General features: G+C 69.4%; 13 protein-coding genes and 1 pseudogene. 11 read left to right on the top strand and 3 right to left on the bottom strand.

Annotation, left to right across the window (positions count from 1 at the left end; all coding sequences use genetic code 11):
• The first annotated feature begins 103 nt into the window (after positions 1-103).
• Together PV963_RS09270 and PV963_RS09265 are read left to right on the top strand one after the other, a co-directional pair.
• Positions 104-1,708 (top strand): ABC transporter substrate-binding protein, encoded by a 1,605-nt coding sequence (locus tag PV963_RS09270; protein ID WP_274815167.1) that lies wholly within the window; start codon positions 104-106, stop codon positions 1,706-1,708.
• 107 nt (positions 1,709-1,815) lie between these two features.
• Positions 1,816-3,399, top strand: a complete 1,584-nt coding sequence (locus PV963_RS09265) for an ABC transporter substrate-binding protein (RefSeq protein ID WP_274815166.1) — start codon at positions 1,816-1,818, stop codon at positions 3,397-3,399.
• 77 nt (positions 3,400-3,476) lie between these two features.
• Here PV963_RS09265 and PV963_RS09260 read toward each other — a convergent pair whose 3' ends face one another.
• Both PV963_RS09260 and PV963_RS09255 read right to left on the bottom strand, forming a co-directional pair.
• A complete protein-coding gene (locus PV963_RS09260) occupies positions 3,477-4,148 on the bottom strand; it encodes a response regulator (protein WP_010045368.1) in 672 nt (223 codons plus the stop codon).
• 14 nt (positions 4,149-4,162) lie between these two features.
• Positions 4,163-5,162: pseudogene (locus PV963_RS09255) on the bottom strand (RecB family exonuclease).
• Between the two features lie 187 nt (positions 5,163-5,349).
• On the opposite strand from PV963_RS09255, the gene PV963_RS09250 reads away from it, so the two are divergent.
• From PV963_RS09250 to PV963_RS09240, 3 genes are all read left to right on the top strand, one after another.
• Positions 5,350-7,269, top strand: a complete 1,920-nt coding sequence (locus PV963_RS09250) for a site-2 protease family protein (RefSeq protein WP_274815165.1) — start codon at positions 5,350-5,352, stop codon at positions 7,267-7,269.
• 224 nt (positions 7,270-7,493) lie between these two features.
• Positions 7,494-8,396: a tRNA (adenine-N1)-methyltransferase gene (locus PV963_RS09245; protein WP_020274881.1), complete on the top strand. Its 903-nt coding sequence runs from the start codon at positions 7,494-7,496 to the stop codon at positions 8,394-8,396.
• A 344-nt stretch (positions 8,397-8,740) separates the two neighbouring features.
• Entirely contained in the window at positions 8,741-9,319 is a 579-nt protein-coding gene (locus PV963_RS09240) for a hypothetical protein (RefSeq protein WP_274815164.1), read from the top strand.
• Between the two features lie 59 nt (positions 9,320-9,378).
• On the opposite strand, the gene PV963_RS09235 is transcribed toward PV963_RS09240, so the two are convergent.
• A complete protein-coding gene (locus PV963_RS09235; protein WP_274815163.1) occupies positions 9,379-9,684 on the bottom strand; it encodes a ferredoxin in 306 nt (101 codons plus the stop codon).
• Positions 9,685-9,930: 246 nt separating this feature from the next.
• Between PV963_RS09235 and arc the strand changes: the two genes are divergently transcribed.
• The 6 genes from arc to prcA all read left to right on the top strand — a co-directional run bounded on the left by arc (position 9,931) and on the right by prcA (position 15,868).
• On the top strand, positions 9,931-11,697 hold the full coding sequence (gene arc, locus PV963_RS09230) for a proteasome ATPase (protein WP_274815162.1): 1,767 nt from the start codon (positions 9,931-9,933) through the stop codon (positions 11,695-11,697).
• 234 nt (positions 11,698-11,931) lie between these two features.
• Positions 11,932-13,443, top strand: a complete 1,512-nt coding sequence (gene dop, locus PV963_RS09225; RefSeq protein WP_338776789.1) for a depupylase/deamidase Dop — start codon at positions 11,932-11,934, stop codon at positions 13,441-13,443.
• A gap of 178 nt (positions 13,444-13,621) precedes the next feature.
• Positions 13,622-13,840, top strand: coding sequence for a ubiquitin-like protein Pup (locus PV963_RS09220; RefSeq protein WP_019757212.1), 219 nt, complete (start codon positions 13,622-13,624; stop codon positions 13,838-13,840).
• 103 nt (positions 13,841-13,943) lie between these two features.
• Positions 13,944-14,225 (top strand): endonuclease domain-containing protein, encoded by a 282-nt coding sequence (locus PV963_RS09215; protein WP_342456374.1) that lies wholly within the window; start codon positions 13,944-13,946, stop codon positions 14,223-14,225.
• Positions 14,177-15,022, top strand: coding sequence for a proteasome subunit beta (gene prcB, locus PV963_RS09210; protein WP_274815161.1), 846 nt, complete (start codon positions 14,177-14,179; stop codon positions 15,020-15,022). The genes PV963_RS09215 and prcB overlap by 49 nt, the downstream gene beginning before the upstream one ends.
• 69 nt (positions 15,023-15,091) lie before the next feature.
• On the top strand, positions 15,092-15,868 hold the full coding sequence (gene prcA / locus PV963_RS09205; RefSeq protein ID WP_274815160.1) for a proteasome subunit alpha: 777 nt from the start codon (positions 15,092-15,094) through the stop codon (positions 15,866-15,868).
• The last annotated feature ends 87 nt before the right edge of the window (positions 15,869-15,955 follow it).

The raw sequence follows: 15,955 nt of genomic DNA, 5'->3' as shown, positions 1-15,955 counted from the left end.
CGCGACTAATCTCGATGCGAGAACATCGCCCCACCCCCGTGATCCGCTGCGCCACCCCTGCATGCCGGGTACACGGAGTCGACAGCTCTGGAGAAACTCGAGCATGAACCGCAAGACTTTGGTGCTGCCGGCCGTGATCGGCCTGCTCGCGCCGGTGCTCGCCGCCTGCGGCGGGTCCGACAGCGGGAGCGACAACGGCGGCGCGATCGTCGTCGGCACCACGGACCGGTTCACCGCCTCGAAGGACGCCCCCGCGCCCCTCGACCCGGCGTACGCCTACGACGTCGGCACCTGGAACATCCTGCGCCAGACCGTGCAGACCCTGATGATCCAGCCGCGCGGCGAGGGCGAGCCGGTACCGGAGGCCGCCGAGCGCTGCGGCTTCACCGACACCGGCAACGAGCGCTACGCCTGCACCCTGCGCGACGGGCTGAAGTTCGCGAACGGCGACCCCGTCACCGCGGCCGACGTCAAGTACTCCATCGACCGCGCCCGTTCCCTCAAGGCCGACAGCGGCGTGTTCGCGCTGCTGTCCACCATCGACACCGTCGAGACGCAGGGCGACCGCGAGGTCATCTTCCACCTCAAGACCGCCGACGCGACCTTCCCGTACAAGCTGTCGACACCGGTCGCCGGCATCGTCGACCCCGACGACTACCCGAAGAACAGGCTGCGCGACGGCTTCGACCTCCAGGGCTCCGGCCCGTACACCCTCAAGGCCGAGGTCGAGAACAACGAGATGGTCAAGGCCCGGTTCACCCGGAACCCCGACTACAAGGGGAGCCTGAAGGTGAACAACAGCAAGGTCGAGATGGTCTCCTTCAAGGACGCCGACGCCATGGGCACGGCGCTGGACAAGGGCGACATCGACCTGATGACCCGCACCATGTCGCCGGAGCAGATCCGCAAGCTCTCGGGCGACGCGGACACCGACATCGACCTCGTCGAGATGCCCGGCCTGGAGATCCGCTACCTGGGCTTCAACACCGACGCCCCGACCGTGAAGTCCAAGGCCGTACGCCAGGCGATGGCCCAGGTCGTCAACCGCAGCGAACTGGTCGCCAAGGTCTACGGCTCCCAGGCGGAGCCGCTGTACTCGCTCGTCCCGGCCACCGTCACCGGCCACTCCAACTCGTTCTTCAACAAGTACGGCGACCCGAACGTCACCAAGGCCCGCTCCCTGCTGAACCAGGCGAACGTCACCACCCCGGTGAAGCTGACGCTGCACTACACGACCGACCACTACGGTCCGGCCACCAAGGAGGAGTTCGAGGTCCTGCGCGACCAGCTGAACTCCAGCGGCCTGTTCGACGTCAGCATCAAGGGCACGCCGTGGGACACCTTCCGCCCGGCGGAGAAGAAGGGCGAGTACGACGTCTACGGCATGGGCTGGTTCCCGGACTTCCCGGACGCCGACAACTTCCTCGCGCCCTTCCTGGACAAGGACAACACCCTCGGCTCGCCGTACGACAACAGCCGGATCCGGGGCACTCTGATCCCGGAATCCCGTCGTGAGGCGGACCGGCTGTCCGCCTCCACCAGCCTGACGGACATTCAGGACATCGTCGCCTCCGACGTGCCGGTGCTGCCGTTGTGGCAGGGCAAGCAGTACGTCGCCGCGCGCGACGACATCACGGGTACCGCCTACGCTCTCAACTCCTCGTCGACGCTCCAGCTGTGGGAGCTCGGCCGGGGCGTGAGTGGCTGACGGACCCGCTGGAACCCCGGGGCCGGTGACCGCGGCCCCCGGGGAACCGTGCCCGGAGCCAGGGACATGCTCCGGGTGTTCTCGAGAACCGACGACAAGGCACACACGTGAACATACGCAACCAGTGGCCGGTCCTGCCCATCGTGGCGGGGCTCGCCTCCGGACTGCTGACCGGCTGTGGCACGGAGAGCGGAGACTCCGCGGGGGACGGCTCCAACGTGGTGGTGGGGATGTCGGACGACGTCCTGGCCACCGACCCGGCCTCCGGCTACGACCCGGGCTCCTGGCTGTTGTTCAACAACGTCTTCCAGTCGTTGCTCAGCTTCCCCAAGGGCGCCACGGAACCCCAGCCGGAGGCCGCCGAGAGCTGCGCTTTCACCGACACACAGACCACGGTCTACAAGTGCTCGCTGAAGGACGGCCTCAAGTTCAGCAACGGTGACGAGCTCACCTCCGAGGACGTGAAGTTCTCCTTCGACCGCATGCTGAAGATCAACGACCCCGACGGGCCCGCGATCATGTTCCCCACCCTGGAGAAGGTCGAGACACCGGACGACAAGACGGTCGTCTTCCGGCTCAACACGGCCGACGCCACCTTCCCGAGCAAGATCGCCTCGGGCGCCGGTTCCATCGTCGACCACCGCCAGTACGACGCGGACGGGCTGCGCAAGGACGGCAAGGCCGTCGGCTCCGGCCCCTACCAGCTGGACTCGATCGACGACGAGCAGGCCGTCTTCTCCGTCAACGAGAACTACAAGGGAACCGCCAAGGTGAAGAACACCGGCGTCACGCTGAAGTTCTTCGACGGCGACCAGACCGCCCTGAAGCAGGCCATCCAGAACGAGGAAGTCGACATCGCCTACCGCGGGCTGACCGCAGGCGACATCGCCGACATGGAGAAGGCCGACGACGGCACCGGCGTCGAGGTCGTCGAGGGCAGCAGCGCCGAGGTGCAGCACCTGGTGTTCAACATGGACGACCCGGTCGCCGGAAAGCTCGGCGTCCGCAAGGCCATCGCCCATCTGCTCGACCGCGAAGCCCTCATCAAGGACGTCTACCAGGGCACCGCGACCCCGCTGTACTCGATCATCCCGGCCGGTATCGCCGGCCACAACACGGCCTTCTTCGACACCTACGGCGCGCGCCCCTCCAAGGCCAAGGCCCAGGCCGCGCTGCGCGAGGACGGCATCACCGGCAAGGTGAAGCTCACCCTGTGGTCGACGCCGTCCCGCTACGGCCCCGCCACCGACCAGGAGTTGACGGCCATCGCCGGCCAGCTCAACGCCAGCGGCCTGTTCGACGCCGAGGTCAAGTCCGTCCCCTTCGGCCAGTACGAGAAGGACGTCGCCGCCGGCAAGTACGGCGTCTACGTGAAGGGCTGGGTGCCCGACTACCCGGACGCCGACAACTTCACGGCCCCCTTCTTCGGCAAGGGCAACGTGCTGGGCAACAACTACGACAACAGCACGATCACCGGCTCGCTCATCCCGCGCACCGCGGCCCTGACCAACCGCGCCTCCACCGACAAGGAGTTCGGGGAGCTGCAGGACATCGTCGCCGACGAACTGCCCGTCCTGCCGGTGTGGCAGGCCAAGCAGTACGCGGTCGTCCGGGACGGCGTCTACGGCCTGGAGTACTGCCTCGACGCGTCGACCGTGTTCCGCTTCTGGGAGCTGAGCAAGGACTCCTGACGCACACGCGTGAGTGAAGGACGAGGGCGCCCCCTGCTCGGCAGGGGGCGCCCTCTGGGTGTCCGGTGCGCGGGCGCCTACTGGGCGCCGGGGCGCACCAGCCCGCTCTCGTAGGCGTACACCGCGGCCTGCACGCGGTCGCGCAGACCGAGCTTGGTGAGCACGTGCCCGACGTGCGTCTTGACGGTGGTCTCGCTGACGAACAGATCGGCGGCGATCTCGGCGTTGGACAGCCCGCGCGCCACCAGTTTCAGCACCTCGACCTCGCGGTCGGTGAGCGTGTGCAGCGTGTCCGGCACGGGCTCCTCGCCGGACGGCAGATGCGTGGCGTACTTGTCGAGCAGCCGCCTGGTGATGCTCGGCGCGAGCATCGCCTCGCCCGCGGCCACGACCCGGATCGCCTGCACCAGCTCGTTGGCCGGGGCGTCCTTCAGCAGGAAGCCGCTGGCACCGGCCCGCAGGGCCTCGACCACGTACTCGTCGAGGTCGAAGGTGGTCAGTACCAGGACCTTCGCCGGACCGTCCCGCCCGGGGCCGGTGATCTGCCGGGTCGCCTCCACACCGTCCATCCGCGGCATGCGGATGTCCATCAGGACTACGTCGGGCTGCAGCGCCCGCACCTGGTCGAGCGCCTGGAGGCCGTCTCCGGCCTCGCCGACGACCGCGAGGTCCTGCTCGGCCTCCAGGATCATCCGGAAGCCCGTACGGAGCAGGGGCTGGTCGTCGACCAGTAGGACGCGGATGGCCACGTAAGTCTCCTTCGCTAGTCCGGCCCCATTCTGCCCTGCGCGAGGCCGCCGGACTCAGCCGCCCTGGCCGGTCGCCCTCAGCGGCAGCGGGTACGGCGGGGGAGTGCCGCCGAACTCCGGGCAGTGGGCCTGGTGGTCGCACCAGCCGCACAGCTTCGTGGGGCGCGGCCGCCAGTCGCCCGTCTCGGTCGCCAGCCGGATCGCCTCCCACAGCGCCAGCAGCTTGCGCTCGACCCGCTCCAGGTCGGCGAGGACGGGGTCGTACGTCAGCACCTGGCCACTGCCGAGGTAGACCAGCTGGAGCCGCCTCGGGACCACGTTCTTCAGCCGCCAGACGACGAGGGCGTAGAACTTCATCTGGAACAGGGCGCCCTCGGAGTACTCGGGCCTTGGGGCCTTCCCCGTCTTGTAGTCGACGATCCGCACCTCGCCCGTGGGCGCCACGTCGACCCGGTCGATGATCCCGCGCAGCCGCAGCCCGGACTCCAGCTCGGCCTCGACGAACAGCTCCCGCTCGGCCGGCTCCAGCCGGCTGGGGTCCTCCAGGCTGAACCAGCGCTCGACGAGCTGCTCCGCCTCGCCGAGCCAGCGCGCCAGCCGCTCGCCCTGCGGATCGTCGGCGAACAGCTCCACGACCTCCGGCCGCGTCTCCCGCAGCCGGTCCCACTGGCCCGGGATCAGCGACTTCGCCCGGGGCGCCGTGCGCTCGGCCGCCGGGGCGTCGAACAGCCGCTCCAGGACCGCGTGCACCAGCGTGCCCCTGGTCGCGGCCTCGCTCGGCTTCTCCGGCAGCCGGTCGATGACCCGGAAGCGGTAGAGCAGCGGGCACTGCATGAAGTCACTGGCACGCGAGGGGGACAGCGATGCGGGCGGTATGGCGGTGGGCGCGGTCTCGGTCGCCGTCTCCACTGCCGTCTCGATGACCGCCTCCACGGACCCGGCCGTCACCGGCGGATCCACCGCCGCGGCAGGGCTGCTGTCGGGCTGTGCCGCGCCCTCGCTGCTCGTCTCCATGCCCCAGACCATACGGCCCGCCACTGACAGTGACCCAGCCGCGGTCACACGGCGGGCAGGAGTGAGGAGGCGGGGCGGAGGGAAACTCAGGGGTGCCGGGGCGGAAGGCGCCTCGACGGACGCATACCATCGACTCGAGACCTCCCGTCCGGCAGACGCGGGAGACGCTTCGAACGAGGGGACACCGGTGGACGAGAGCGGCGGGCGCGGGCAGCCGCGGTCCGGCAACGAGGAGTCGGCGGAGCGCCACGCAGGGCCTCCGGCCCGGGCCACCGACCCCACCTCCGCCGACGAACAGTCCACGGACGTCCGGCGGTTCACCTCCACGAGCGACGACGACGCCCCTGCCGCGACGCCGCCGACCCGGCCGGACGACCGCCCGGCCCCGCAGACACCCGAACCGGCGGCCGACCCGGCAGCGGACCAGGCCCCCGGTGCCGACCGCCCGGCCGCTCGACCGCAGGACTCGGCGCCCGGCCAGGCCCCAGACACCACCGCCGACGCCCTCTCGGACCAGCAGCCCCCGGAAGCCTCACACCAGGAGCACCCCGACCGCCCCGAGGCCGATGCCCTGCGCGAGGCCCCCGCTGACGGCGAGCACGACCACAGCCGCCGGCCGGAGGGTGACGCGCACGCGGACCGCCCTGAGTTCGGTGCCTTGCGCGAGGCCCCGGATCGGGGCGAGCACGACCACAGCCGCCGACCGGAAGGCGACGCGAACGCGGACGGCCCAGCGTCCGACGCCCTGCGCAAGGCCCCAGCCCACGGCGAGCACGACGGCAGCCGTTCGTCGCAGGGCGACGCGCACCCCGACCGTGCCTACGCCTCCGGCCCGCACGCAGCCTCTGCGGCGGGCAAGTCCGATGCGAACAGCCGGCACACCACCCCCGGCCCCGGTGACCGTCACCTCGCGCACTCGGCGGACGGCAAGGGCCCCGCGCCCCAGCGTCCCCCGGAGCCGCGAGGCGGACTGCTGATGGGGCGGCCCTTCGGCGTGCCCGTCTACGTCGCGCCCAGCTGGTTCCTCGTCGCCGCGTTGATCACCTGGGTGTTCGGCGGACAGCTGGAGCGCGTGCTGCCGGAGCTCGGCGCCGCCCGCTACCTGGTCTCCCTGTTCTTCGCGGTCGCCTTCTACGCGTCCGTGTTGGTGCACGAGCTGGCCCACACGGTCGCCGCCCTCCGCTTCAAGCTCCCGGTCCGCCGAATCCAGCTCCAGTTCTTCGGCGGCGTCTCCGAGATCGAGAAAGAGGCCGAGACCCCCGGACGGGAGTTCGTGCTCGCCTTCGTCGGGCCGCTGCTCTCCCTCGCCCTGGCCGGCGTCTTCTACGCCGCCGTGCAGACCGTGGAACCCGGGACCGTCCCGGGCGTCCTGCTGGCCGGCCTGATGATCTCCAACCTCATCGTGGCCGCGTTCAACCTCCTGCCCGGCCTGCCCCTCGACGGCGGCCGCATGCTGCGCGCGGTCGTCTGGAAGGTCACCGGCAAGCCGATGAGCGGCACCATCGCCGCTGCCTGGGTCGGCCGCGCCCTCGCCGTCTCCGTCCTGATCGGCCTGCCCTTGCTGACCCAGTCCGGTGCCCTCGGCACCGAGGCCGTCGACAACGTCGGCATGGACACCGTCCTGGACGCCCTGCTCGCCGCCATCCTCGCCGCGATCATCTGGACCGGCGCCGGCAACAGCCTGCGCATGGCCCGCCTGCGTGAGCACCTGCCCGAACTGCGCGCCCGTGCGCTCACCCGCCGTGCCGTCCCGGTCGAGACCGACACCCCGCTCTCGGAGGCCCTGCGCCGCGCCAACGCCGCCGGCGCCCGCGCCCTGGTCGTCGTCGACGCCCACGGCAACCCCGTCTCCCTCGTCCGCGAGGCCGCCATCGTCGGCGTCCCCGAACACCGCCGCCCCTGGGTCGCGGTCAGCGGCCTCGCCCAGGACCTCACCGACGGCATGCGTGTCTCGGCGGAACTGTCGGGCGAGGAGCTCCTGGACGCCCTCCGGGCGACCCCGGCGACCGAGTACCTGGTGGTGGAGGAGACCGGCGAGATCTACGGGGTCCTGTCCGCGGCCGATGTGGAGCGGGCCTTCGTGAAGGCCATGGCCCGCCCCTCCTAGGGCCTGTCGTTTGGATCACGCCGCAGACGCGGGGCCTGGCACGCACCTCTGCCGCGTTGTCGTCACTCGCCGACGCTCCGCGTCGACTCCCTCCTCCGCCTTGCAGAGGCACGCACCAGGCCCCGCTCACCGGCACTGAACAGCGCCGTCGCTTCACTGCGACCTGATCCAAACGACAGGCCCTAGTGGTCGGAGACCCCCTCAGGTGCCGGTAGGCTGGTCACATGTCCGAACCGACCGGTGCCGCCCGCAGGCGCGGGCCCTTCAAGGTCGGGGACCAGGTACAGCTGACCGACCCCAAGGGCCGCCACTACACGTTCACGCTCGAGGCTGGGAAGAACTTCCACACCCACAAGGGTTCCTTCCCGCACGACGAACTGATCGGTGCTCCCGAGGGCAGCGTTGTCCGCACCACAGGAAACGTCGCCTACCTCGCGCTGCGCCCCCTGCTCCCCGACTACGTCCTGTCCATGCCCCGCGGGGCAGCCGTCGTCTACCCCAAGGACGCGGGGCAGATCCTCGCCTTCGCCGACATCTTCCCCGGCGCCCGCGTCGTGGAGGCCGGAGTCGGCTCCGGCTCGCTCAGCAGCTTTCTGCTGCGGGCCATCGGCGACCAGGGCATGCTGCACAGCTACGAGCGCCGCGCGGACTTCGCCGAGATCGCCCAGGCGAACGTGGAGCGCTACTTCGGCGGCCCGCACCCCGCCTGGCAGCTCACCGTCGGCGACCTCCAGGACAACCTGTCCGACGCCGACGTCGACCGCGTCATCCTCGACATGCTCGCCCCCTGGGAGTGCCTGGAGGCCGTCTCCAAGGCGCTGGTCCCCGGCGGCATCCTGTGCTGCTACGTGGCGACCACCACCCAGCTCGCCCGGACCGTCGAGTCCATCCGCGAGATCGGCTGCTTCAACGAGCCGACCTCCTGGGAGACGATGATCCGCAACTGGCACATCGAGGGCCTGGCCGTCCGCCCGGACCACCGGATGATCGGCCACACCGGCTTCCTGCTCACCGCCCGCCGCCTCGCCGACGGCGTCGAGCCGCCCATGCGCCGCCGCCGCCCCGCCAAGGGCGCCTACGGCGAGGACTACGCCGGCCCCAACGCCGACGGCGGCACCGGCCGCTGAGACGGCCCGCCGTCATGCACAACGCGCAGGCGTCGTGGCGGAGTTCCCGGACCCCATCCGAACTCCGCCACGGCGCCTTGCTGTTGCCCCCGGGTTGCCGCGGCGGGTGAACCGGCGTGTGTCCCCCCTGACCTGAAACAGGCCCTCCGCGGCCCGCCTTGCCGACGTGACGCGGGCCGGCAGCGGCCCGCGCCGGCACGTGCTCGCTGACACGGCGGCAGGAACCGCAACCCTTCTGACTTCCCCGGCGAGGGAGGCGCACACCCCGCCGTTCCCTCGTGGTGTGACGTGTGGCACCATGCTGGCCACCCCACCACCGGCACAGCCCTCAGGAGACACTCCTAGTGCAGCCTTCCGCCGTCCCGGAGCTCGCCCACACCCACACCCGCCCCATCCATTGGCTCGCGACCGCCACGGCCGTCGCCGGAGTCGTGGCCCTCTCCTCGTTCCTCCAGCCGGGCGCGGCCACGGCGGCCCAGCCGTCCGCCCCCGAGACCACAAGCGCGCCGGCGAACGTGGCGGCGCCCGATCCGGCCGCGGTGGAGTTCCCCATCGAGTGCGGCCCGGTGAAGGCCGTGGTGGAGAAGAAGGCTTCCGGCGACCTCGACGGCGACGGCAATCCCGAGACGGTGGCCGTGGTCCACTGCGACTCCCCGATGGGCACCCCGCCGGACGGTGTGTACGTCCTCACCCGGGGCGGCGACGGCGGCGAACCGCGCGTGGTGGCGACCCTGCTCGACCCCAAGGACGGCACCACCGTCAGCGACTTCGCCGTACGCGGCGGCGCCGTCACGGCCACGCTCCTCGGCTACTCCTCGGCCGATGTGCCGCGTTGCTGCCCCGATGTGCACAGCGACGTGAAATGGCGTTGGCAGAACGGCGCGTTCGTGCGCTCCGCACCGGCCGGTGCCCGCAGCGTGTGAGGCCCGTGCGCCCCCATGTGTGAGATATCAGACAGTAGTAACGGAACGTAGAAAAGTGGTCACTCCGCGTCTGGCCCGTAGACCTCGGCCCTGTCCGAAACTCGACGCACGTGAATGCACTCGCCCGGACACTCCTTCGCCGAGTCGATCACGTCCGTGAGAAGCGGCAGCGGAACGGGCGTTGTCGCGCCCTTGGCCTGGAGCAACTCGTCGTCGGCGCTCTTGACATAGGCCAGACCGTCGATGTCCAGCTCGAACACCTCGGGCGCGTACTGGGCGCAGATGCCGTCACCGGTACACAGGTCCTGGTCGATCCAGACCTCCAGCGCCTCGCTGTCGACCCCGGCCTCCTGCTGCACGCTCATGTCTCCTGCCGTTTCATACGTCGAGCCGGGTCGGGAATCCGGCCAGCTCTGACGGGTGTTGAACGCTTCGACCCTACCTCCGGCTGGGTTCCAATCATGTTCGCTGGGTATTCCCCTGGCGTGAGGGAGAGCGCAAGGGTGAAGATCGGACACACCCCGACCGTCTTTGTGATCTAGGGGTTTCAATCGACACCCGCCCAGGTAGGGTCTGGAAGCGTCCAGCTCCCCTTGGAGGAGGTGAGGACCGTGGCAGCCCACGACGACGACATGAACCGCGGCATCCGCCCGGGACGCGGGTCCGACGACCCGGCCGGGCAGATCGCCTACCTTGAGCAGGAGATCGCCGTCCTGCGACGCAAGCTCGCCGACTCTCCGCGACACACGAGGATTCTCGAAGAGCGGATCGTCGAGCTGCAGACCAATCTGGCCGGCGTGTCCGCCCAGAACGAGCGACTCGCCAACACGCTCCGTGAGGCCCGTGACCAGATCGTGGCCCTCAAGGAGGAAGTCGACCGGCTCGCACAGCCGCCTGCCGGCTTCGGCGTCTTCCTGACGGCGAACGAGGACGGCACCGCCGACATCTTCACCGGCGGTCGCAAGCTCAGGGTGAACGTCAGCCCAAGCGTCGAGCTCGACGAGCTCCGGCGCGGCCAGGAAGTGATGCTCAACGAAGCGCTCAACGTGGTCGAGGCCATGCACTTCGAGCGCGTCGGTGACATCGTCACCCTCAAGGAGATCCTCGAGGACGGCGAGCGGGCCCTGGTGCTCGGGCACACCGACGAGGAGCGGGTGGTACGGCTCGCCGAGCCGCTGCTGGACGTCACCATCCGCCCCGGCGACGCCCTCCTGCTCGAACCCCGCTCCGGCTACGTCTACGAGGTCGTGCCCAAGAGCGAGGTCGAGGAGCTCGTCCTCGAAGAGGTCCCCGACATCGGCTACGAGCAGATCGGTGGTCTCGGCGGCCAGATCGAGGCCATCCGCGACGCGGTAGAGCTCCCGTACCTCTACCCGGACCTGTTCAAGGAGCACGAACTGCGGCCGCCCAAGGGAGTCCTGCTGTACGGGCCTCCTGGATGCGGTAAGACCCTGATCGCCAAGGCCGTGGCCAACTCGCTGGCCAAGAAGGTCGCCGAGGTGACCGGCCAGGCCGCCGGCAAGAGCTTCTTCCTCAACATCAAGGGCCCCGAGCTGCTGAACAAGTACGTCGGTGAGACGGAGCGGCAGATCCGCCTCGTCTTCCAGCGGGCCCGTGAGAAGGCCAGCGAGGGCACCCCCGTCATCGTCTTCTTCGACGAGATGGAGTCCCTCTTCCGCACCCGTGGCTCCGGTGTCAGCTCGGACGTGGAGAACACCATCGTCCCGCAGCTGCTCGCCGAGATCGACGGTGTGGAGGGCCTGCAGAACGTGGTCGTGATCGGTGCCTCCAACCGTGAGGACATGATCGACCCGGCCATCCTGCGTCCCGGCCGACTGGACGTGAAGATCAAGATCGAGCGTCCGGACGCCGAGGCGGCCAAGGACATCTTCGGCAAGTACCTCACCGAGCGCCTCCCGCTGCACGGCGACGACCTCGCCGAGCACGGCGGCTCCAAGGCCTCCACGGTCCAGAGCATGATCCAGACGGCCGTCGAACAGATGTACGCCGAATCCGAGGAGAACCGCTTCCTGGAGGTCACCTACGCCAACGGCGACAAGGAAGTCCTCTACTTCAAGGACTTCAACAGCGGCGCCATGATCGAGAACATCGTGGGCCGCGCCAAGAAGATGGCGATCAAGGACTTCCTCGAGAAGAACCAGAAGGGCCTCCGCGTCTCCCACCTCCTCCAGGCCTGCGTGGACGAGTTCAAGGAGAACGAGGACCTGCCGAACACCACCAACCCGGACGACTGGGCCCGGATCTCCGGCAAGAAGGGCGAGCGGATCGTGTACATCCGTACGCTCATCACCGGAAAGCAGGGCGCGGACACCGGACGCTCCATCGACACGGTGGCGAACACCGGTCAGTACCTGTAAAAGGCAGGGCGGCTGCGGGTGCCCTCGGTGGGTACCCGCAGCCGACTGTTTTTCAGGCCACGGCTGGAGCAACGCAATGACGCAAATGATCTCCCCACCAGCGCAAAGGCGTTCTAGGCTCTTGCGTACCGCCGAGTCGCGCAGTGCGGGGACGGGCACCGCACACGCAACCGAGCGCCAGCGGTATCTGAGTGGCGCCCACGACCGAGGGCGCTGCCGGGCAAGGAGGGCCGCATGACCGTACGGCGAGTAATGGGCATCGAGACGGAGTACGGAATCTCCGTCCCCGGCCACCCCAACGCCAATGCCATGCTCACCTCGTCCCAGATCGTGAACGCCTACGCGGCGGCGATGCACCGGGCCCGCCGGGCCCGCTGGGACTTCGAGGAGGAGAACCCGCTGCGGGACGCCCGAGGCTTCGACCTCGCCCGCGAGGCCGCCGACTCCAGCCAGCTCACCGACGAGGACATCGGCCTGGCCAACGTGATCCTCACCAACGGCGCACGGCTCTACGTCGACCACGCACACCCCGAGTACAGCGCCCCGGAGGTCACCAACCCGCGGGACGCCGTCCTCTGGGACAAGGCCGGCGAGCGGATCATGGCGGAGGCCGCGGAACGGGCCGCCCAGCTGCCCGGTGCCCAGCCGATCCACCTGTACAAGAACAACACCGACAACAAGGGCGCGTCCTACGGCACGCACGAGAACTACCTGATGAAGCGGGAGACCCCCTTCTCGGACATCGTGCGCCACCTGACGCCGTTCTTCGTCTCCCGCCAGGTCTTCACCGGCGCGGGCCGCGTCGGCATCGGCCAGGACGGGCACGAGCACGGCTTCCAGCTCAGCCAGCGAGCCGACTACTTCGAGGTCGAGGTCGGTCTCGAGACGACGCTCAAGCGCCCGATCATCAACACCCGCGACGAGCCGCACGCGGACGCCGAGAAGTACCGCCGTCTGCACGTGATCATCGGCGACGCGAACCTGTCGGAGATCTCGACCTACCTCAAGCTGGGGACGACCTCCCTGGTCCTGTCGATGATCGAGGACGGTTTCATCGCCGTCGACCTGGCCGTCGACCAGCCCGTCCGCACCCTCCACCAGGTCTCGCACGACCCGTCCCTGAAGCGCCTGATCACGCTGCGCAGCGGCCGTACGCTCACGGCGGTCCAGCTTCAGATGGAGTACTACGAGCTCGCGCGCAAGTACGTGGAGGAGCGGTTCGGGGCCGACGCCGACGACCAGACCAAGGACGTCCTCTCGCGCTGGGAGGACACCCTGACCCGCCTGGAGCACGACCCGATGAGCCTGGCCGGCGAGCTGGACTGGGTCGCCAAGCGGGAGCTCATGGAGGGCTACCGGCGCCGGGACGACCTGGACTGGGACGCGGCGCGGCTGCACCTGGTCGACCTCCAGTACGCCGACGTACGGCCCGAGAAGGGCCTGTACAACCGTCTGGTGGCCCGCGGGCGCATGAAGCGGCTGTTGGACGAGGCGGACGTGGAGCGGGCCCGTACGGCGCCGCCGGAGGACACGCGTGCGTACTTCCGCGGCCGCTGCCTGGAGCAGTACGCGGACGACGTGGCGGCGGCCTCCTGGGACTCGGTGATCTTCGACCTGCCGGGCCGGGACTCCCTCCAGCGCGTTCCAACCCTGGAACCGCTTCGCGGAACGCGTAATCACGTCAAGGAGCTGCTGGATCGCTGCCGCACCGCGGAAGACCTGGTCAGGGTCCTGTCGGGAGGGTGAGCGCGCAACGCGGGTACTCGGGAGGGGCCCGCCGGACAGGGTGGAAAAACCCAGGTCCGGGAATCATCGAGGTGGTCCCCGTACGTTGGAGCAACTGCGGGGCCATTGTCAGACCCGGCGAGTAGGGTCTGATCTTGACCGAGCAACTGTGTCGGGCGAACCGAGCGGGGTGAGGGATATGGCGACCAAGGACACCGGCGGCGGACAGCAGAAGGCCACCCGGTCCACCGAGGAGGTCGAGGAGCAGGCGGCAGAGACGCAGGCTTCCGAGGACCTCAAGGAGCGTCAGGAGAAGCTGAGCGACGACGTGGACTCGGTTCTGGACGAGATCGACGACGTCCTCGAGGAGAACGCCGAGGACTTCGTGCGCTCCTTCGTGCAGAAGGGTGGCCAGTAAGGCGCCTGTGCCTTCAATCCGAAGGTGAATGGGGTGCACGGGTGACGGACGGGCGGAGCGCGGAGCGCTGTGCGCGGGGCAGTGAGTGATGTGATGCCTTCGCGTGCGGCGCTCCGGGTGTCGGTGGCGTCCGGAGCCCGGTGGCCCGCCTGCATGTGTGCTGCGGGAAGTGCGGCGTCGCTCCGGCGGAGTTGGTCCCGCCGGGCATGTGGATCACCGCCGAAGGACGGGTAGGGTCCGAGGCATACCGTGCCCCCGGTCGCAACCGGACCGGGGTTGTTCCAAGGATCGGCCCGACGTCACAGGGCGGGCTGTCGCATACGTGGAAGGAATCGCGTGGAAGCCAACACTCGTAGCACCGGGCGTCTACCAGCTGCCTTCCTGACGCCAGGGTCTGCCTCCTTCATGGACTTCCTGTCCGATCACCAGCCCGAACTGCTGCCGGGCAACAAGAAGTTGCCGCCGGTGCAGGGCGCGATCGAGGCACCGCACGGCACGACGATCGTGGCCGTGACGTTCCCCGGCGGCGTCGTGCTCGCCGGTGACCGGCGGGCCACCATGGGCAACGTCATCGCGCAGCGGGACATCGAGAAGGTCTTCCCGGCCGACGAGTACTCGGCCGTGGGCATCGCCGGTACGGCGGGTCTGGCCGTGGAGATGGTGAAGCTGTTCCAGCTGGAGCTGGAGCACTTCGAGAAGGTCGAGGGCGCGCAGCTGTCGCTGGAGGGCAAGGCGAACCGGCTGTCGACGATGATCCGATCCAACCTCGGCATGGCCATGCAGGGCCTGGCCGTCGTGCCGCTGTTCGCCGGGTACGACGTGGACCGGGAGAAGGGGCGGATCTTCTCCTACGACGTCACGGGCGGGCGCTCCGAGGAGCAGGGTTACGCGGCCACGGGTTCCGGTTCGATCTTCGCTCGCGGCGCGATGAAGAAGCTCTTCCGGGAGGACCTCAGCGAGGCCGAGGCCACGACGCTCGTGGTTCAGGCGCTCTACGACGCGGCAGACGACGACTCGGCGACCGGTGGTCCCGATGTCGCCCGCCGGATCTATCCCATCGTCACCGTGATCACCGAGGACGGCTTCCGCCGGCTCTCCGAGACCGAGTCTTCCGAGATCGCGCGCTCGGTTCTGGAGCGGCGTCTGGAGCAGCCCGACGGTCCGCGGGCCGCGCTGCTGTGAGCGGCGGGCTGTCTTCATGAGGGTGGTCCAGTGAACCGACGGAATCTTCAAGAGAGGGACGGATAACCGGTGTCGACGCCGTTCTATGTCTCACCCCAGCAGCAGATGGCCGACCGGGCGGAGTACGCCCGGAAGGGCATCGCCCGTGGTCGCAGCCTGGTCGTGCTGCAGTACGCCGACGGCATCGTGTTCGTCGGTGAGAACCCGTCCCGTGCGCTGCACAAGTTCAGCGAGATCTACGACCGGATCGGTTTCGCGGCCGCCGGTAAGTACAACGAGTACGAGAACCTGCGGATCGGTGGTGTCCGCTACGCCGACCTGCGGGGTTACACCTACGACCGGGGCGATGTGACGGCCCGGGGCCTGGCGAACGTGTACGCGCAGACGCTGGGCACGATCTTCTCGAGTGTCGGGGAGAAGCCGTACGAGGTGGAGCTGGTCGTCGCCGAGGTCGGGGAGACGACCGAGCAGGACCAGATCTACCGGCTGCCGCATGACGGCTCCATCGTGGACGAGCACGGCGCGGTCGCGGTGGGCGGCAACGCGGAGCAGATCAGCAGCTACCTGGACCAGCGCCACCGGGACGGTATGACGCTGGCCGAGGCGCTGAAGCTGGCGGTGCAGTCCCTGTCCCGTGACACCAACGGCAGCGAGCGCGAGATTCCCGCGGAGCGGCTGGAAGTGGCGGTGCTGGACCGTACGCGACCGCAGAAGCGCAAGTTCAAGCGGATCAGTGGGCGCCAGCTGGGCCGGCTGCTGGAGGCGGACGGGGCGACCACGGCGTCGGAGGCCGAGGCGGATGCGAACGCTGAAGCCGAGGCGGAGGCGTCCGGGAACGACGAGTAATCGTCCACTTCATCCACTGCCGCGCGCCCTGGCCGTTCCGTGGTCGGGGCGCGCGGCTGTCTCCGGCGGTTGTGCCGGGTGCCTGCG

Origin of the sequence: Streptomyces coeruleorubidus, from assembly GCF_028885415.1 — a bacterium.
Classification (GTDB): Bacteria; Actinomycetota; Actinomycetes; order Streptomycetales; family Streptomycetaceae; genus Streptomyces; species Streptomyces coeruleorubidus_A.
The sequence above is the reverse complement of the archived record's forward strand: the minus strand, read 5'-3'. Positions and strand labels throughout refer to the sequence as shown.

Excerpts from the sequence above, each read along its gene's own strand:
- PV963_RS09270 (WP_274815167.1), top strand. The coding sequence starts at position 104 with ATGAACCGCAAGACTTTGGTGCTGCCGGCCGTGATCGGCCTGCTCGCG.
- PV963_RS09245 (WP_020274881.1), top strand. The coding sequence starts at position 7,494 with ATGTCCGAACCGACCGGTGCCGCCCGCAGGCGCGGGCCCTTCAAGGTC.
- PV963_RS09235 (WP_274815163.1), bottom strand. The coding sequence starts at position 9,684 with ATGAGCGTGCAGCAGGAGGCCGGGGTCGACAGCGAGGCGCTGGAGGTC.
- dop (WP_338776789.1), top strand. The coding sequence starts at position 11,932 with ATGACCGTACGGCGAGTAATGGGCATCGAGACGGAGTACGGAATCTCC.
- PV963_RS09220 (WP_019757212.1), top strand. The coding sequence starts at position 13,622 with ATGGCGACCAAGGACACCGGCGGCGGACAGCAGAAGGCCACCCGGTCC.